The organism is Rhizobium centroccidentale (genome assembly GCF_030182565.1).
In the GTDB taxonomy this organism is placed as follows: domain Bacteria; phylum Pseudomonadota; class Alphaproteobacteria; order Rhizobiales; family Rhizobiaceae; genus Rhizobium.
This window is the reverse complement of sequence record NZ_JAQJCG010000003.1, coordinates 457693-476528: the sequence shown is the minus strand read 5'-3', so window position 1 is coordinate 476528 and position 18836 is coordinate 457693. Positions and strand designations below refer to the sequence as shown.

The following is an 18836-nucleotide window of genomic DNA, read 5'->3' as shown; positions in this document are numbered from 1 at the left end:
TCTTCGACCTCATTTTCCCTGATATTGCGCGTCCGTCACATGCTCCATCCAATCCACTACCTTGCCGTCGACATGCTCCTGGATGGCGATGTGGGTCATGGCTGTCGTCGGCGAGGCGCCATGCCAGTGCTTCTCGCCCGGCTCGAACCAGACGACGTCTCCAGGGCGGATCTCCTCGATCGGCCCGCCCTCGCGCTGAACGAGACCGAAGCCGGCGGTGACGATCAAGGTCTGGCCGCGCGGATGGGTATGCCACGCAGTCCTAGCACCGGGTTCGAATGTGACGCTGCCGGCCGCAGCTCGCCGCGCGTCATTGGCGGCAAAGACCGGGTCGATGCGTACGGTGCCGGTGAACCAGTCCGAAGGACCTTTGCCGGATGGCTGTGTCCCGTTTCTCTTGATATCCATGATGACATCCTTTCCTGCGATGAGCCGCAATGGCTCGACCATATGAGGCTAATCTAGCCTCCAAATTTCAGAGCAGTAGTGGGTCACGCCCGCATAGACTTATGAACGGCAGCGATAAATGCCGTTTTTCGCTGTGACTGGCTGAAACACCGGAACGCCTGCTGGCGCAGGATATCAGCCCTTCGCTTCGTTGCTCGCGCTATGTTACTCCCTCATTCCGTGATAAGAGCATCGCCGGACATATGAGGGGTACTCATAGATGCTGCGCGAAAACGTCAACGACCTGCTGTTCTTCCTCGCGGTTGCCAGAGAGCGGAGTTTCACCCGGGCGGCGGCACAGCTGGGCGTTTCGCAATCGGCGCTCAGCCACACCGTGCGACAGCTCGAAGAGCGCATGGGCGTCAGGCTTTTGACGCGCACGACGCGCAGCGTCAGCCCGACACCGGCCGGAGAGCGCCTGCTGCAATCCCTGACGCCGCGTTTCCAGGAGATCGAAGCCGAGCTCTTCGCCGTTACCGAATTGCGCGAAAAGCCCGCCGGCACCATCCGGATCACCGCGGTCGACTATGCCGTCGATACCTATATCTGGCCGAAGCTTGCCCGCGTGCTGAAGGATTATCCCGACATCCATGTCGAGATCATCAACGATTACGGCCTGACCGACATTGTGGCAGAACGGTTCGATGCCGGCGTGCGTCTCGGCCAGACGGTCGCCAACGGCATGATCGCCGTGCGCATCGCTCCCGATCAGGCTTTCGCGGTGGTCGGCTCCCCGTCCTATTTCGGGGGACGCGACAAACCGCTCATCCCTCAAGATCTCACCGCTCATAAATGCATCAACCTCCGTCTTCCGACCCATGGCGGCAATTATATCTGGGAATTCGAAAAGGGCAGCGACGAACTGCGGGTGCGCGTCGACGGCCAGATGACATTTAACGGTATCCGACAGGTTCTGGCCGCCGCAGTCGCTGGCTATGGCTTGGCCTATGCGCCTCATGATCTGGTGCAGCCAGATATCGAAAGCGGTCGGCTCATTCGTGTGCTTGAGGATTGGTGCCCGCCTTGGACGGGCTACCATCTCTATTATCCGAGCCGCCGCCAGCCGTCCTCGGCATTTGCGGTGGTGCTGGAGGCGCTGCGCTATCGCGGCTGATGACCGGACTTACGACGCCATCAAGGCCCTGATGCTGCGATCTGCCGATTGTAGCAGCTCGAAAGCTTCGTAACGCCGCTCGTGCAACGCCCTGATGGCACCATCCGCCGGCTCGAACCTCTTCGCCAATCGCGACATGGTGGCCATGGCTTCCAAGAGCGAACCAGAATGCCCGCCAGCCGTGGCGCCGAGCATCGCCGCACCGAGAAGAACGGGCTCCTCCGTATCCGCGACAGCGACCGGCCGGCCTGTCGCATCCGCCAGAAGCTGACGCACGAGGCCGCTTTGGGCAGCGCCGCCGCTCGCTATGATGAGGTCGCAGGCGATGCCGTCCTGAGCCAGCTTTTCGAGCAGCTGCTTGAGGCCATAGCCGATGCCGCAGAGGCCGGCGATGTACAGAGCGACGAGATCGTCGATGCCAGTTTCCAGCCCGAGGCCGGAGATAACGGCGCGCGCATCGGGATCGGCATAGGGTGAGCGGTTGCCCATAAATTCGGGAACCACTTGGATGGATTGCGCGAGCTTCACGGCGTCGGACGCGTTTCCGCTTGCTTTCATGGCTTGCCGATCCAGCCAGGCGACCAGCGACAAGCCCTCGGCCTCCGCCTTCTGACGCGCTTCGCCGGATGCCGGATGCAGGGTAACGAGATGATCGATCGCCGCCCCTGCCGCAGATTGACCGCCTTCAGTCAACCAGAGACCTGGCACCATGGCCGAATAATAGGGTCCCCAAACGCCATCGACGAAGACGGCGCCATCACTCGACGCCATTGAGCAGGCCGATGTGCCGAAGATATAGGCGAGCCGGTTTCTGACATCCGCCTTGCCGTCCGGTCCCTGCCCGCCAAGCGTACCAACGCCGCCGGCATGCGCGTCGATGAGCGAGGCGCCGACGGGCGTGCCAACGGCAAGGCCAAGATCGCGGGCGGCGGTTTCGTTCAAGCCGTCGCCAAGCGCCGTACCCGGCTCGACGATCTCGGTGCCGATCCGCACAAAACCTTCGTCGGCCAGCTCACCAAGGCCGATATCCTTGAAATAATGCGCGTCCCAGCGCTTTTCGTGGGCGAGATAGGTCCACTTGCATGTCACCGTGCACATTGATCTCTGCAGCGAACCCGTCGCGCGCCAGGTCAGATAATCGGCGAGATCGAAGAAATGATCCGTTGCGGCGAAGGATTGCGGCAGGTTTCGCTTCAGCCAGAGCAGCTTCGGCGTCTCCATCTCGGGTGAGATGCGGCCGCCGACATAGCGCAGCACGGCATGGTTTCCGGCATTGATCTCCGCCGCCTCGCCGGCCGCGCGATGATCCATCCAGACGATGATGTTGCGACTGGCATCGCCCGATGGTCCCACAACCACGGGCCGACCATCCGCCTTGACCGCGACCAGTGAACAGGTTGCATCGAAGCCGATGCCCGAAACGTCATCGGCCGCTATCTTTGCCGTTGCGACAGCCTCTTTGACGCTGTCGCAGACGGCTCTCCATATCTGCTCGCTCGACTGCTCGACGATGCTGCCGGCTTCGTGCCAGATAGTGATCGACCGCTTCGCCGCAGCGAGGAGATGGCCACGCGCATCGAACACTCCAGCCCGGGCGCTGCCGGTGCCGACATCGATGCCGATGAAATAAGGTGTCGTCATCAGAGATCCGTACTCAAGGGCAGGATCACCAGATCCCGGATTACGATATTACGCGGTCTGGATAGCATGAAGACGACCGCCTCCGCCACTTCCGTCGCCTCCATGAGACCGCCCGCGGCGATCGCCTCGTCGAGCTTTGCCTGCGGCCAATCGCTGATCAGCGCCGTCACCACCGGCCCTGGCGCCACGGCGCCGACGCGGATGCCATGCTTGGCGACCTGACGCCGCACCGTGTGCGTGAATGCCTGAACGGCATGCTTGGACGCCGTGTAGATCGGCTCCCAGACCACCGGCACCAGGCCGGCGATCGAGCTGGTCATGATGATATCGCCCGTCTTGCGCTCGATCATGTGCGGCAGCACCATGCGGACCGAACGGAAGGCCGCGTTGATATTCAGATCCAGCATCCGGTCCCAGGCATCGGGATCGCCTTCCGCGACCTCTCCGCCGATATAGGCGCCGGCATTGGCATGGAAGATATCGAGTTTGCCAAACCTGTCGAGAATCTGCGGCAACATGGTCGCCACACTCTCGGGTTTCAGAAGATCGACGACGACGGGAAAGGCGTTCGGTCCTAGTTCGGCGCAAAGGCTTTTCAGGCTGTCCTCGGCCCGGTCGACGAGAGCGACGCTGGCGCCCTCGTTCAATAGCGATTTGGCGCATTCGAGGCCAATTCCGGACGCAGCCCCGGTGATGGCGGCAACCTTGCCGGCAAAATCCTGTCTCATATCAATCCTTACCTTCTTGAAGAAATCAGCCGCGCCCATGCGAGGCGCGGGAACGACGGGCGAGCGAGTCGACGATGACGGCAATGGCAAGAACTGCGCCAGTGATCATGTAGCGAAGTGCCGACGACAGATCGAGCATGGTGAGGCCGCTCGCGATCGACTGGATGACGATGATGCCGAGTAGTGCCGAATAGGCGCTGCCGCGGCCGCCGAAAAGACTGGTGCCGCCTATCACGGCCGCCGCGATCGCATTCAGATTGACATCGCCGGTGCCTGCCTGCTGGCTGGCCGAGGCGAGACGCGCTGCCGCGAGCACACCGCCAAGGGCTGCGAACATTGCGCAGAGAATGAAGGCGCTGGTATAGATCCTGCGTACATTGATACCGGCGCGGCGTGCCGCTTCGCGATTGCCGCCGACGGCAGACATCGACCGGCCCCATTGCGTGCGTGTCAGCGCATAATTCATGACGATGGCGAGCACAACGAACAGGGCGAACATCCAGGGAATGCCGCGATCCTGATTGAGATAGAAGGCGACGAATTCCAAGGCCACGGTGATCACAGCCGCCTTCGCCAGCAATCCGCCGATGGACGGTGCCGAAAGGTTTGCCTGCTTGCGTCGCCGCACGGCGCTCAAGCCGCTGACCAGCATGACCACGCCCGGAATAAGCGCGAAGACATAGGCAAGAGGACGGGGGATCACCAGAAGCTGGCCGAAATTCACGATGGCCGAGCCATAGGGCAAATTGATCGAGCCGGTGGCGCCGAGCAGATAGAGCTGCATGCCGAGCACGGCGAGAAGGCCGGCCAATGTGGCAACGAAGCTCGGCATACCCAACCGGTTGAACAGCACGGCATAGATGGCGCCAATCACGCCGCCGACAACCAGCGCCGCCAGGATCGCCAAGGCCACCGGCCAGCCCTCGTTCACCCAGAGCATGCCGACCATGGCCGAAGCGAAGCCACTGATCGAGCCGACGGAAAGATCGATTTCGCCGACCATCAGCACGCAGACGATGCCGAGCGAGATGATGCCGACGGTCGAGGCGTCGAACAGCAGGTTGGCGAGGTTGTTGCTGGAAAGGAAGGTGGGGTTCAGCGTGCCGAACACCGTCCAGATGATAACGAGGCCGACGACGACGGGCAGCGAGCCCAAATCGCCGGAACGCACCTTGTCGATGGAGGAGCGAATGGTCGCGCCAAGCCCGGTATCATGGTTGACGCGGACGTCGCTGCGGTCGAGCAGCAGGGTGGATTGCTTGCCATTCTCGCTCATGGCTGGCCCCCTTCTCTGTGTTCCTGTTGGGCCTGACGGCGCACAGCGCGCCGCGACACCGCGTTTTCCGTGGCTCCGGTGATGGCGCTGACGAGTTCCTGATTTGACGTATCGGGATAGAAGATCCCGTTGTTGCGGCCGAGGCGCAGCACGACGATACGGTCGGCGACGGCGCGCACATCCTCCATATTGTGGCTGATCATGATGACGCCGAGCCCCTTGTCGCGGACACGCTCGATGAGGTTCAGCACCTCGGCGGTTTGTGCCACGCCAAGGGCGGCGGTCGGCTCGTCTAGCATGATGAGTTTCGGCTCGAGCAGCAGCGAGCGGGCGATCGCCACCGTCTGTCGCTGGCCGCCCGAAAGCGATGCTATCGGGATGCGCACGCTTGGGATGCGCGCTGCAAGCTCGTTGAGCAATGTCCAGGCGCGAACCTCCATGGCGGTTTCGTCGAGCTTCAAAGGGCTCAGCTCCCGGCCGAGAAAGATGTTCGCGACGACATCGAGGTTCTCGCAAAGCGCCAGATCCTGAAACACCGTGGCAATGCCGAGATCAAGTGCGGTTGCTGGATCGCTGAGCGTCACCTGTTTGCCGCGGAATGTGATCGTGCCGGCACTCGGCTGATGGACGCCGGCCAGAACCTTGACGAGCGTCGATTTGCCGGCGCCATTGTCGCCGACAAGCGCCACGACCTCACCGGCATGCACATCGAGGTTGATATCCGTCAGTGCCGAGACGGCGCCGAAATGTTTGGAGATCCCTTTGAGGCTGAGCACCAGCTCGCCGTCAGGGGCTCTGTGATCGGAAGCGTCACTCATGACTCGCCACCTTCTCGGGTTAAAATGCTATGGGTCTCCGGCCGCCGAAGCGGCCGGATGGAGATAGGACAAGGCTCAGCTGCCGATGCCAAGCTTCTTGCAGCCATCGGCATAACGGTCATTGCAGAGCTGTGCTGGCGTCTGGATCGGCTTGCCGTTGACGCTCTTGTCGATGATCTCAGCCTTCAGGTTTTCGGAGGTGACCAGCGCCGGCGTAAAGAGCTTGGTCGGCGTGTCGAAGAGCTTCGTGTCGGCCTTCGGCGTTCCGCCCGAGAGCAGTTCGATCGCGACATTGGCGGCGGCGGCGGCAACAATCTCGCTCGGCTTGGAGATGGTGTTGTACTGATCGCCGGAAATGATGAGCTGCAGGCCGGCGATGGTGGCGTCGTTGCCTGTCACCGGCGGCACCGGATCGTAGCCGGCGGCCTTGAAGGCGGCGACAGCGGCACCACCGGTGCCGTCATTGGCAGCAACGACGCCGAGGATCTTCTTGCCGAAGCGAGTGATCTGGCCGCTTGCCCATTGCTGCGCCTTCGGCGGCGCCCATTCCGGCGTGTCGAACTCCGCAAGCACCGGATAGCCGCCGTCGGCGAGACCGGCGTGGATGCCCTTCTTGATCAGGCCCGCGGCAGCATCCGTCGGCGAGCCGTTGATTTCGAGAAGGCCGCCGTCGCCCGCCTTCACGCCCTTGGCTTTCAGATGATCGACCAGCGACTTGGCGATCATCTTGCCGATTTCTTCGTTGTTGAAGGAGACATAATAGTCGGCAGCGGCCGACGGGATCGGGCGATCGTAGGCGATGACGCGAACGCCCTGACTCTGCGCCAGCTTCACCAAGGAAGCGGCGGCTGTGGAATCCACCGGGTCGAGCACGATTGCCTTCGCACCCTGCGAGATCGCCGAATTGAACTGCTGCTGCTGACGCGAGGCGTCGCCATTGGCATTTTGATAGATGACCTTGCAGCGGGCGCAGAGCTTCTTCATTTCCGCCTGGAAGCCAGGAAAATCATGCTCTTCATAGCGAGTGGAGCTCTGGTCGGGCATCAGGAAGGCAACGGTCGCATCCGTCACCTTAGCGGATTGCGCGAAGGCGGACGTGCCGGCCAGACCGGCCGCGAGCACGGCTGCGCCGGCGATTTTCAGTGCGAAATGGTTCATTGGAATTTCTCCGTTCCAAATGGTAATGGTTTCCCTCGATCATCACGGCTGTCCGCACGCGATGCTCTTGTTTGATTGTCCGCAAACAACGGCCATCAGACCGACGCAGCGGTAATTTTGAACAAGCCTTCTCCTTCGGACGGCAAAGATGCCTGCCCGTTCGCCTGCCCTGAACTTTGTCTCTCCTCCCTGTCCTCCCTTTTTAGGCGGCCTCCACCGCGCGTGCGTGCTGTGCCAAGAGCGACCTGAACCGGGAGGGCGCCATGCCCTTCTGATCCAGAAAACGCCGATTGAAGTTCGAGATATTGTTGAAGCCTGCCGCAAAGCAGATGTCGGTGATCGTCATTTCGGCCTTGCTCATCAGCAGATGGCAAGCGAAGTTGATGCGCAGCCGGTTGACATATTGCACCAGCGCCATGCCGGTATGGCGGCGAAAGCTGCGCGAAAAGGCGCTCGGGCTTTGGCCGGTCAATTCGGCCAGATCGCATTCGCTGAACGGCTCGGTCAGGTGCGCATTGATGTAAGCCAGCGCTTGATTGACGCCCGCCGACATGAAGCCGGATGGGTCCGGCTGATAACCGGCGCTGGCGAGCGTGCGCGTGCCTTCGGCCCGGCTCATCGCGTCAAGAATATTCATGAAAAGTTCGATGCGGCGGATGCCTGACGCTTCGACCAGTTCGCCAAGGATCGGGCCGACTATCGACGCTGTCGCGGGCGTGAAGAGCGCACCGCGGCGACTCGTCTCCAGGATGCCGACACAGGCCGACAGTTCCGGAAAAACCTTGCTGGCATCGGCAAAGAAGGATTCGGAAAATTGCAGCACGCGGCAGCGCAGCGGCAGGGTGACACCGGCAGGCACGTCGCTGACCCAATTATGCGGCAGGTTTGGTCCCGTCAGCACCAGATTGCCCGGTTCGAACTCACCGATGAAGTCGCCGATGAAATATTGGCCCGTCGTCGCGACGACGTGGTGGATTTCATATTCGGGATGGAAATGCCAGCGAACCGTGCGGTAGGGATAGCCGTGTTCCCACGCCTTGAAGGATTCTCCGCTACCGATCGCGACCACTTCCAAATCCGGGTTCATCGGCAAGCCTCCTTTCATCCGTCCGCACTGCAACGGTTGCGGCGCCTCCTCCCAGAGGCCATCACGTCTTCTATGTGGTAAACCTACCCCTCATAAGCGCCTGCCGCTACTACGCCTTGTACGCTCGACTGATACTTTTTTGACTTGAAGGGTGACTTATTTGGCGAAATGTGCAGTGCGGCATTGGCGCAGCGATGCCGAAGGGTTGATATCCGGTATCGAGCGCCGAGATTTTCGCTTTAATCTGAGGCGTCAAGGGTGTGTTCGGCGGGCGCTTGGGGTCCGCCGGTTTCGTTATTTCTGCTTCCCTTGATCGTGATGCCACTTGATGGCGAAGAACATGCCCGTGCCTAACACGAGAACCTTGAAGAGAATGAAGACTATAGGGAACCAATCCCACATTTCAGATATTTCCAGGCTAGTTGACACTATTTATCGTGAGGAGCACCACCTCAAAACTGCTGCTCCAGCCGCTTTATTTTTTGTTCAAACCATCGTCGAATCCAACTTCGATCATAATATTCCCGTCCACATGACATAGTAGTGCTATCGTCCATCTCGCCGCGGCGGTCATCAATTCGAGATGAAGCCCACAGACCTTAGCTCGCTGAGTGCGGCGTCTCGGTTGCCGACAGGCGGACGAGCTTACCTTCCTCGGCCTTGTAGAAATATTGGCTCGCAACCAACCAGCCCTTCAGCGGCCTTAATGGCGGAATGCAGGTCGCCAGCATGAACGGTCCCGTCAGAAGGAAATGAACCCAGACCGGCGCCGAGAATGCGACCTCCAGCCAGACGCCGAGAAGGACGCTCGGGACGCAGGCAAAACAGATGACAAAGAAAGCCGGCCCATCGGCGGGATCCGCGAAGGAATAGTCGAGACCACATGCTTCGCACTGCTTGCGAAGGGTCAGAAACCCATCGAACAAACGTCCTTGCCCGCAACGCGGGCAACGACAACGAAGGCCGGTCTGCAGCGGGCTCAACGGGGGATAATCGGCATCCATGACAGCATCACTCCTGAATCATTTTCCAAGGGCAAGCAATCAATAGCCAGATTGCATGCATTCAATATAGATATAATGAATACATTCGATACGTCCATTTGGCAGAATGACGCAGCGGCAACCTCGGCAATGAAGGGAATGGGGGCGCTAAGGAGCCTGCGCCCCTCCGATCAATGGCAATATTGCGCTGGAGATTAGAAGAAGGAAGCGGTCAATTCCGGCGGCCCCTGCAGCGCATGTGCCATGAAACTCAACGCACCTTTCAAGGCTTCGCGGCCTATCGGGCCACCAAGACAAACGCGCACGGCCTCAGGTGCCACGCCGTCCACCGTGAAGGCGTCGCTTGCGACAACGCAGATACCTGCATTGCGCATATGGCTGCCAAAGGTGGCGCGCGTCCAGCCGCCACCAAGCGGCAGCCAGATGTTGAAACTGATGGGATCAGCCCGATAGCTGCCTGATGGCAATATGTCAGCAACCATCTCCTGGCGGGCGGCGGCCTCCGTGCGAATGAAACGCAGGATGCCATCGGCGGTACCATCTTCAATCCAGCGCGTCGCAAGCGCCATGTTGAGCGGCGACGCCATGACATTGTTGCTCCGCATCGCACTCACGAAGGGCCATATCGACCGGGTGTCCGGCGCTACGACAAAAGCGAGGCGCAACCCTGCACCAATGCACTTCGCCAATCCACCGATATGCCAGGTCAGATCCGGTGCGATTGCAGCCATTGGCGCTGGCGCATCCAGCGGAATGAAGCCATAGGCATCATCCTCGATGATCGGCACGCGATATTTGCGGGCAATCGCGGCAATCGCCTCGCGCCGCGCCTGCGGAATCGTCAGCGTCGTCGGATTCTGCAGTGTCGGGTTAAGGTAAAGCGCCTTCGGTCGCAGGCGTTCACAGCTTTCTTCAAATGCTTCCGGCAAGACACCTTCATCATCCATCGCCAGGCCCGAGAGATTGAGCCGGAGCTGCGCCGCAATCGAACGCATGCCGGGATACGTGATATTCTCCGAAAGCACGGTTTCGCCAGGCTTGGCCAAAAGGCCAAAGATCGCCAGCAAGGCCGGGTGCGCGCCCGGTGTTATGAAGATGCGTTCCTGTGCCGGGGTGAGGCCCCGGCGGCTGAGCCAGGTTGCGGCAGCCTCCTTGTCCACAGCCAGCCCGCCAAATCCCTGATATCGCAGCAAGGGAATAAGATCGACCGCTACAGCCGACATGCCCTCCTGCATGCGAGCAAGAAGATCCGGATCGCTCGGTTCCGGCGGGAGATTCATCGAAAAATCAATCGCGGAGGCACGGCGCGGATCGGAAGCGACGTCGAGAGCAAAACTTCGGCGCTCCCTCTCCTGTCTGCCGGTCACGAACGTCCCGCGTCCGACATGGGAATCTACAAGCCCACGCTTCTGCGCTTCGACGTAGCCGCGCGCAACCGTCGTAAAATCGATGTTGAGACGCCTGGCAAGCGCACGTTGCGGCGGGAGCCTGTCGCCGGCAACAAGAACGCCGCTGCGCAAGTCCATCTCGATCAGGTCGGCTATGGCAATGTAGCGGGGGCTGGAGGAGCGGCTGAGATCGGGATGCCAGTCTTTCATTTCATGCTCCGCACGAGACCGGACGTGAACCGAAACTCCGGCCGGCATTGATTGCATATCATTGCATACAATTCCCGCTATGTGGAGCTATTGGCCCCACTTTTTCATCCCCGCGAAGACTAAATTCCGCAATATTTTCGATCCGGGAATGCCTTGAACCAGCCGATGCTCCCGTATTGACAGCATGACAAAGCATTTGACCAACTCGGCAGTCATAAAACCCAGGAATCTATATTCCGGTTATCGCCATTCGTTCCTGCAAGCGCGGCACGCCGGTTTTGGGCCGGCGTGCCGATCATATGGCAAGGTTCCATCAAGGATGGGACGTCTCGCTCATTTTTCTTGAGCGCCGGCGGCTTTTGCTTTCGCTTGATCATCCATCAGTTCGTACCACATGGCGTTGAGGACGGCGAAGGCTGCGGCGAGAGGAAAGCCGAGAAGCCAGGCAAAGTACCACATACAAAATCTCCTTGTGGATCAGTAGGCGTGACCGCTCTTGTCGTTGACCGTCTGCTCATCAACCTTGCCCCACAGCACGCGATAGACCCACGCGGTGTAAGCCAGGATCATCGGCAGGAAGATGATGGTGACGACAAGCATGATGAACAGCGTCAAGTGGCTGGACGATGCATCCCAAACGGTCAGGCTTGAGCGCGGATCGAGCGAGGACGGTAAGAGGAAGGGAAACATCGATAGACCCACGGTCGAGATAATGCCGAAGATGGCAAGTTTGCTGAAGAGCAGCACGGTCACCTCACGGCGGCCAAGCATCGCAAGCAAAGCTGCCGCGGCACCGACGAAGCCGAGAACCGGAGCAATCATCATCCACGGATGGGCACTATAATTGACGAGCCATGCCCCGGCACTGTGCTCGACCGTCTTCAGGAGCGGATTGGACGGGCCTTCGACATCGACAGCGCTTGCAATGTGATAACCATCAATGCCCATCCACAGGAACAGGCCACCAAGCGCAAACAGCACGATGATTGCCAGGGCCGCCAAAGTGCCATAGCGGCGCGCACGTTCGGCAACGATGCCATCCGTCTTCACCTGCAGCCAGGCTGCGCCATGCATGACGAGCATCGCGACTGACAGAAGGCCACAAAGTAGAGCATACGGATTCAGAAGGGCGAAGAACGACCCCTCATAATAGATGCGCATATCATCATCGAAGCGGAAGGGCACGCCCTGCAGCACATTGCCGACGGCGACGCCGAAGATCAGCGACGGAATGAAGCCGCCGATGAACAAGGCCCAGTCCCAGCCCGCCTTCCAGCCGGCGCTATCGCGCTTGGAACGGTATTTGAACGCAACCGGCCGCAGGATGAGCGCGAAGAGGATGGCAAACATCGCCAGGTAGAAACCGGAGAAGGAGACCGCGTAAAGCGGCGGCCAGGCGGCGAAGATTGCGCCACCCCCGAGGATCAGCCAGACCTGATTTCCTTCCCAAGTCGCGCCGATCGAGTTGATGGCGATGCGCCGTTCCGTATCGGTCTTTGCGACGAATGGCAGCAGCGTGCCGACGCCGAGGTCGAAGCCATCGGTGACGGCAAAGCCGATCAAAAGCACGCCGAGAAGCAGCCACCAGATGATACGCAGGGTCTCATAGTCGATCAATTCATGCAGAATCATGGCAGGTCACTCCGCAGCCGGAACGAGGTTTTCGGAAATCAGCTTGGCCTCCGGCTCGTTGTCCGCTTCGGGACCATTGCGGATCGCCTTGATCATCAGCGTCATCTCGATGACGATGAGGACCGTGTAGAGCGCGGCAAAGCCGAGGATGGTGAGAAGCACCGTGCCGGCGCCAAGATTGGAGACGGCCGCAGCTGTCGGCAGCACACCTTCGATGATCCACGGCTGACGACCAAATTCCGCAACGACCCAGCCAAGCTCGATGGCGACCCAGGGCAGCGGAATGGCGAAGACCGCGATCCTCAACAGCAGCGGATATCGATCCAGTTTCCGCCGTGCCGAAAGCCAGAAGAAGACCGTCATCAGCAGGATGAAGAACATCCCAAGGCCGACCATGATGCGGAATGACCAGAAGAGCGTCGGCACATTCGGAATGGTGTCGCGAGCGGCTTGCGCGATCTGCTCCTCCGTCGCCTGGCGTGGATCGTCGACATAGCGCTTGAGCAGCAGAGCATAACCGAGCTCGTGGCCGATATCCTCGAAGGAGGTGCGTGCAGTGGCCACATCCTGCGAGGCCTCGCCGGGCGTCGCCGGCTTGGCAGCGCGAACCTTCATCAGCGCATCATAGGCCTTGATGCCCTGACGAATATGGTTCTTGGCCTGTTCCTCGAGCTTGTCGATGCCGGGGATTTCCGTCGTCAGCGATCGCGTGCCGATCAGACCCATGGCCCATGGAATGTGAATGGCATAATGGGTCTCGCGGGCTTCCTGATCTGGAAAGCCGAAGGCAGTGAAGGCGGCCGGCGCCGGTTCGGTCTTCCACATGGCTTCGATTGCCGCGAGCTTCATCTTCTGATGCTCGGTCGTCAGATAGCCGCTCTCGTCGCCCAGCACGACGACCGACAGCGCCGAAGCGAGACCGAAAGACGCGGCAACCGTCATCGAGCGCTTCGCGAGCTCGACGCTGCGGCCATTCACGAGATACCAGGCCGAGACGCCGAGCACGAAGACCGAGGCACAGACGTAGCCGGCCGAGACGGTGTGAACGAATTTCGCCTGCGCCACCGGATTGAAGACGACGTCGAAGAAACTGACGATCTCCATGCGCATGGTCTGCGGATTGAGCGCGGAGCCTGCCGGGTTCTGCATCCAGCCATTGGCGATCAGGATCCACAGCGCCGAGAAATTCGAGCCGAGTGCGACAGCCCAGGTGGCGACCAGATGGCCGACTTTCGACAGCTTGTCCCAGCCGAAGAAGAACAGACCGACAAAGGTCGCCTCGAGGAAGAAGGCCATCAATCCCTCGATCGCCAGCGGCGCGCCAAAAATATCGCCGACATAATAGCTGTAGTAGCTCCAGTTCATGCCGAACTGGAATTCCATCACGATGCCGGTGGCGACGCCGAGCACGAAGTTGATGCCGAAGAGCGTCCCCCAGAACTTCGTCATCTGCCGCCAAATCTGGCGGCCCGTCATGACATAGGTCGTTTCCATGATGGCAAGCAGCACGGAAAGACCGAGCGTCAGCGGCACGAATAAAAAATGATACAGCGCCGTCATGGCGAACTGCAGGCGCGACAGCGCCACGATATCGAGTTCCATAGTCTTTCTCCCACCCCCTACGGTGTGTCTGACAGGAATGCGGCGCCATTCGACGCGCCGCGGGCATGTTGATTGCCCCTCAATCCGGCCGCAGCCGATCGAGAAGCATTTCGAATTCAGGCGTTCCGCGTTGCGCCATGGCGACGATGCGCCCGTCGTCCAGAGCGACGATCCGATCGGCCAGAGCTGCCTCGCGACGAATGTGTGTTGCAATGACGAGACTGCGCCCATCGGCCACCGGGGCCAGTCGAGCAAGCACGGCACGGGCCGTAGCGGCATCGAGGCCTTCCGTCGGCTCATCGAGAAGCCAGAGCGGCGTATCGCGCAGCAGGAGCCTTGCAAGCGCCAGCCGGCGAAGCTGACCGCCGGAGAGGCCGCTGCCGCCTTCGCCGAGGCGCGTTGAAAGGCCATGAGGGAGTGCGTCGATGTCGTCGAGCAAGCCGACCGTTGCGAGAGCATCGCGCAGCCGGTTGTTGTCCGCATGAGGCGCTGCCAGCTTCAGATTGCCTCGCACCGTGTCTCGAAACACGTCGCTCCGTTGCGTCAGCGTCGCGGCAGCTTGACGAGCCACCGCGCCGCTCGTCGCGGCGATCTCGCCCGCCAGCAGAGCCAGCAACGTCGATTTGCCGACGCCGCTTTCACCCACGACCGCCAGCCGTTCGCTGACCGGCAGCGACAGGGAAAGATCGTTCAGGACCGGGCGGGAAGCTCCCTCGTGTCCGGCGACGACAGCGCTGAGCTGAAAGGCGTAGCCGGCGACCGGTTCAACCCGTGGCATGGGAGCGGCGGGCGGGCTCAATCGAGGCGCAATGCGCCTTGCGGCAAGCAAGGTTCGCCCGAGTTCGAGCGCCCCTCGTCTAAGAGCGGCAAAAGGTTCCGTGGCAGCGAAGGCGATGAGCAGCGCGAAGGCGGCGGCAGGAGCGCCAATCGTTCCCTGCTTGGCAAGCAGGGCAACCACAAGCAGCGTTATCGTCAACAGGAATGTCGAGCCAAATGAAAAGCCAGCTGCGACGCCACTGTCGATCCTATTCAAGGCGCTGTCAGCCTCCGCCAATCGCTGATCCGCTTCGACGATCGCCGCCTGTTGCGCCTGCAGCTGTCCAGCCATCGTCAGATCGGTTTGGCCGGCAACAAGATCGACAACCCGGGCACGCAATGCTTCCATCGCGTGGGCGCGGCGACGGCCCGGCTTCAGCGCCAGACGCGCCGCGACGAGGGAGAGACCGAGACAGAGCGCGACAAGCCACAGCCCTGCCATGACGCCGAACGATGGATCGATGAAACAGAGCGCTATCGTCACTGCAATAGCGGCAAGAATGGCGACAATAGCCGGCACCAGCACACGCAGATAGAGGGAATCGAGCGCATCGACATCATTCGTCAGGCGGAACAGCAGCTTTGCCGGCCGGCGGATCATGGTCGCAGCTGCGGAAGGCTCCGCCCAGCCGCGAAACAACCTCTCGCGCAAGGCGGCAAGAACCCTGAGGGCCGCATCATGCGTAATGAGCCGCTCGCCGTATCGCGCAGCTGTTCGGCCGATGGCGAGCAGGCGTATGCCGGCCGACGGCATAAACACGTCGAAAGCCGCGGCACTCGCGACCGTCAGGCCGGCAAAGGCCGAGGCGGTGATGAACCAGCCGGACAGCCCCAGCAATCCGCCGCCGGCAAGCATGGCCAGCACGGACAAGCCGGCACCGAGAGCAAGGCTCGCGCCACGCTCGACCCAGAATAGCGTGACCAACGGGAGGAGAGACTTGAAGGAGGTCTTCATCATGCCGCCGCCCTCCGCGCCGGCCTATCGAGCCGGACGATGCGATCCATTCGCGCTGCAAGCACGGGATCGTGCGTGGCAACGATCAGGATGCGGCCCTTGGCGAGCGCGAGCAGCGTATCCGTGACTGCGGCGGCAGTCTGCGCATCAAGATGAGCGGTCGGCTCGTCCGCTAGGATTATATCGGCTCGCTCATCAACCATCATCCGCGCCAGCATCAGCCTCAGCGCCTCGCCGCCGGAAAGACCGAGCCCTCCCTCGCCGACCGCAGCTACCCGCTCCGGCGTAAACACCTTATCGAGAGCAACGCCTTCGAGCGCTGAAGCAACGGCAGGAGCATCGATGCCGTCGCGTCTTAGAGCAATATTGCGCATGACGCTGCCGGCAAAGATATGCGGTGACTGACCTATCCAAGCCATGCGACGGCGCAATGCATCGGCTGTGTCGTCACGCAGCGGGACGCCGCCGATCCTGATGACACCGGCCTCGTATCGCGCAAGACCCGCAATCAGCGACAGAAGCGTGGTCTTGCCCGAGCCACTGGCACCCCAGAGCGCTACATGTTCCCCGGCCGTGATCGAGAGATCGAAATGATCGATTGCGGCGTCTCGTTCCGGCGTATGGCGGAAGGCCAGCGCTTCGATCTCAACACCGGCCTCGCCTGCCGGCATGGGTGACGGCATGTCTGTGCCGCCGAGAATGGTCTGGCGCGATGATGCGAGTTCCTTCAGTGCCGAAAGTGCCGCCTCCCCGCTGGCACGGTCATGCCAAACTGCGGACAGCTCCCGAAGCGGCTCGAAAAAGGCGGGCGCAAGCAGCAGAATGAAGAGCCCTTGCGTCAATGTGAGGCGACCGTCCCAGGTGCCGACTTCGATCGAGCCCAAGAGGCTGAAGCCGACATAAACGGCTGTCGCGGCAACGCCGAGCGCGGCGAAGAATTCGAGCACCGCCGAAGACAGAAATGCGATCCTCAACACAGCCATGGTACGCAGCCGCAGCGAGGCCGCATCGGCGCGCAGGCGCCGGGCCGTGAGATCGACGGCATCGAGCGCGCGAATGGTCGCGAGGCCGCGAAGACGATCGAGCAGGAAGGCATTGATGCCGCCGGTTTCGGCAAGCTGCTTCTCGCTGGCGGCTTTTGCGCGCCAGCCGATCAATGCCATGAAAATCGGGATGAGCGGCGCGCAAAGCGCGAGAATCAGTGCCGCCAGCCAGGAAATCGGCAGGATGCAGATGAGCATTACCAGCGGCACTAGGCTCGCTCTCATGCGGGTCGGCCGGAAGCGCGCGAGATAAGGAACGACCGCTTCGGCCTGCTCGCCCAGCACACTTGCCGCCAAACCGGATGCCGGCCTCGCACCATCGAGGGGGGAACGTGCAGCAAGCGCTGCAGCCGCCGCCGCACGCTGCGTGCTCAGCTCCCGGCGCGCAGCGACAAATGCGAGCCGCCCGCCCGCCGAATCTAGACAGGCCCGCAGGACGCCGATACCCGCAACGACGGCGGCGGGAACCGCGACCTCGCCGACACCGCCACCTTCGCTGATCGCGCCGACACCGACCGCAAGCATTGCCGCCTGACCGATCCATCCAAGAGAAGACAGGCAGAGCAGCGCCGATGCAAGGCGGAGGCCGCGACACTTTGCAGCCATCGGCTCCTTCGCCGCCTTGCCGATAGTCAAACTCTCCGACGCAGGCGAGTTCGCAAGCTTGCGTCTTTCCAACATTCCATCGGTGGCGGAGGAGGCTGTCACGTGAGCCCGTCCTTTCCAAGTCAGTGTCATCAAGGAGGGTTCGCCGACCAATAAAGATCGAATGAACTGCATTGCAGACCACCAATCTGTCGTTGAACCCAGAACGCACTTACCGCGATCGACGATATCGGAGCCCCAATATGACCGGCTTTCTGCCTCTTGTCAGCGACAAGAATAGCAGTGCCCGTCTCGCCGATGGGTTGATTCCGTGGCAAGCTGTTCGCGACATGGTTCTAAGGCAGATTGTGCACTGCGCAAAAGCGTGCAGGATGTCGCAGGGCTTCGCCGCAGCCATGTCAGATTGACGCAGAAGCCCATGATATTTCTAGGCTGTTGCGATGGTGGCGCCCCATCGTTCGGCGGCTAAACCGTTTGCACTGCAGCAATTTTCCCCGATCCTGCCACCTCTTCGGGAAGCATGTATCCACGGCCGCTCACGATCCGATCGGAGGTGAAAACCGCGACCATTTGACCTCTATTACGGTAAACTTCACGCCAGGCTGGCGAATCACCCGATCGAATCGACCGCGCCGACGGTGAAATGAACAGTCATCGGCGGAGGGCCTACAGATAGGTACGGCTTGCATCACGCCGGCAACGAGACTTGACGGAGGCCGCCATTATAGATGTGTTGGGTACTCGTTTGCTTGTCCGGGCAAGTTTAACCGGAAAGATTGCAAGCGGCGCCGAAGAACGCCTTCGGGCCGAGACGTTTTGGGAGAATGCGATGTACGACAAGATCATTTGCGCAATTGGGTTGGGCTCGCGCGAGCGCGCCGAACGCCTATTGCGGACGTCTCAGGCACTTTTATCTCCAGGCGGTGAATTGACGGTCGCGCATGTTATCGAGCGTTTCCCCTCGGGACGCGAAAGCCCCGACGATTGGGCTGTTTCAGTGATCACCGAGGCTGAGGAGAAGCTCGATGCTCTGTGTAGGCGTCTCGGCGTTACCGCCTCCGTCGACGTACGCATGGGCACGGCATCGAAGACGCTGCTGACCGTCGCCAAAGAGAAGGAGGCCGACCTCATCATTCTTGCGACGCATACCTCCGATATTATCGATCGCATATTTGGGTCGACGGTCGAATATGTCATACGCCATGCAGAATGTTCCGTCCTTGTCGAGCGAGCCGACAAATCGCATGACGATACGACAAGGAAAACGGCAACAGCGAAGAAGGCATAGCGCTCCGTCAGATCGGCATATCA

The 18836-nt window shown here is 60.9% G+C and carries 17 protein-coding genes; 3 read left to right on the top strand and 14 right to left on the bottom strand.

From position 1 onward, the window contains the following. Window positions 1-9: 9 nt before the first annotated feature. Entirely contained in the window at window positions 10-408 is a 399-nt protein-coding gene (locus tag PH562_RS06095; RefSeq protein WP_285172032.1) for a (R)-mandelonitrile lyase, read from the bottom strand. 259 nt (window positions 409-667) lie between these two features. Here PH562_RS06095 and PH562_RS06090 point away from each other — a divergent pair, with 259 nt between their 5' ends. After that, entirely contained in the window at window positions 668-1561 is an 894-nt protein-coding gene (locus PH562_RS06090) for a LysR family transcriptional regulator (RefSeq protein WP_285172031.1), read from the top strand. Window positions 1562-1570: 9 nt separating this feature from the next. On the opposite strand, the gene PH562_RS06085 is transcribed toward PH562_RS06090, so the two are convergent. From PH562_RS06085 to cydD, 13 genes are all read right to left on the bottom strand, one after another. Continuing rightward, window positions 1571-3202: an FGGY-family carbohydrate kinase gene (locus tag PH562_RS06085; protein ID WP_285172030.1), complete on the bottom strand. Its 1632-nt coding sequence runs from the start codon at window positions 3200-3202 to the stop codon at window positions 1571-1573. Next, window positions 3202-3930 (bottom strand): SDR family oxidoreductase, encoded by a 729-nt coding sequence (locus PH562_RS06080; RefSeq protein ID WP_285172029.1) that lies wholly within the window; start codon window positions 3928-3930, stop codon window positions 3202-3204. The genes PH562_RS06085 and PH562_RS06080 overlap by 1 nt, the downstream gene beginning before the upstream one ends. Window positions 3931-3955: 25 nt before the next feature. Next, on the bottom strand, window positions 3956-5206 hold the full coding sequence (locus tag PH562_RS06075; RefSeq protein WP_285172028.1) for a sugar ABC transporter permease: 1251 nt from the start codon (window positions 5204-5206) through the stop codon (window positions 3956-3958). Then, window positions 5203-6024, bottom strand: a complete 822-nt coding sequence (locus tag PH562_RS06070) for an ATP-binding cassette domain-containing protein (RefSeq protein ID WP_113231160.1) — start codon at window positions 6022-6024, stop codon at window positions 5203-5205. Before PH562_RS06070 ends, PH562_RS06075 begins: the two co-directional genes overlap by 4 nt. Window positions 6025-6099: 75 nt before the next feature. Then, window positions 6100-7182: an ABC transporter substrate-binding protein gene (locus PH562_RS06065; RefSeq protein ID WP_285172027.1), complete on the bottom strand. Its 1083-nt coding sequence runs from the start codon at window positions 7180-7182 to the stop codon at window positions 6100-6102. Window positions 7183-7384: 202 nt separating this feature from the next. After that, window positions 7385-8269, bottom strand: a complete 885-nt coding sequence (locus PH562_RS06060; protein ID WP_285172026.1) for an AraC family transcriptional regulator — start codon at window positions 8267-8269, stop codon at window positions 7385-7387. A 599-nt stretch (window positions 8270-8868) separates the two neighbouring features. Beyond that, the gene (locus tag PH562_RS06055; RefSeq protein WP_285172025.1) at window positions 8869-9273 is read right to left on the bottom strand and encodes a DUF983 domain-containing protein; all 405 of its coding nucleotides are present in this window, start codon (window positions 9271-9273) and stop codon (window positions 8869-8871) included. Between the two features lie 194 nt (window positions 9274-9467). Next, window positions 9468-10871 carry an aminotransferase-like domain-containing protein gene (locus PH562_RS06050; protein ID WP_285172024.1) on the bottom strand — a complete coding sequence of 468 codons (1404 nt, stop codon included), beginning with the start codon at window positions 10869-10871 and terminating at the stop codon, window positions 9468-9470. 333 nt (window positions 10872-11204) lie between these two features. Next, window positions 11205-11330 carry a cytochrome bd-I oxidase subunit CydX gene (gene cydX, locus PH562_RS06045; RefSeq protein ID WP_285172023.1) on the bottom strand — a complete coding sequence of 42 codons (126 nt, stop codon included), beginning with the start codon at window positions 11328-11330 and terminating at the stop codon, window positions 11205-11207. A gap of 18 nt (window positions 11331-11348) precedes the next feature. Then, the gene (gene cydB / locus PH562_RS06040; RefSeq protein WP_285172022.1) at window positions 11349-12503 is read right to left on the bottom strand and encodes a cytochrome d ubiquinol oxidase subunit II; all 1155 of its coding nucleotides are present in this window, start codon (window positions 12501-12503) and stop codon (window positions 11349-11351) included. Between the two features lie 6 nt (window positions 12504-12509). Continuing rightward, entirely contained in the window at window positions 12510-14105 is a 1596-nt protein-coding gene (locus tag PH562_RS06035) for a cytochrome ubiquinol oxidase subunit I (protein WP_285172021.1), read from the bottom strand. A 79-nt stretch (window positions 14106-14184) separates the two neighbouring features. Beyond that, complete coding sequence (gene cydC / locus PH562_RS06030) at window positions 14185-15876, bottom strand: thiol reductant ABC exporter subunit CydC (protein WP_285172166.1); 1692 nt, start codon at window positions 15874-15876, stop codon at window positions 14185-14187. Further along, window positions 15876-17525 carry a thiol reductant ABC exporter subunit CydD gene (gene cydD / locus PH562_RS06025; protein ID WP_285172020.1) on the bottom strand — a complete coding sequence of 550 codons (1650 nt, stop codon included), beginning with the start codon at window positions 17523-17525 and terminating at the stop codon, window positions 15876-15878. The genes cydC and cydD overlap by 1 nt, the downstream gene beginning before the upstream one ends. Before the next feature lie 242 nt (window positions 17526-17767). Between cydD and PH562_RS06020 the strand changes: the two genes are divergently transcribed. Both PH562_RS06020 and PH562_RS06015 read left to right on the top strand, forming a co-directional pair. After that, on the top strand, window positions 17768-17932 hold the full coding sequence (locus PH562_RS06020; RefSeq protein WP_162738136.1) for a hypothetical protein: 165 nt from the start codon (window positions 17768-17770) through the stop codon (window positions 17930-17932). Window positions 17933-18354: 422 nt separating this feature from the next. Beyond that, window positions 18355-18813 (top strand): universal stress protein, encoded by a 459-nt coding sequence (locus tag PH562_RS06015; RefSeq protein ID WP_285172019.1) that lies wholly within the window; start codon window positions 18355-18357, stop codon window positions 18811-18813. The last annotated feature ends 23 nt before the right edge of the window (window positions 18814-18836 follow it).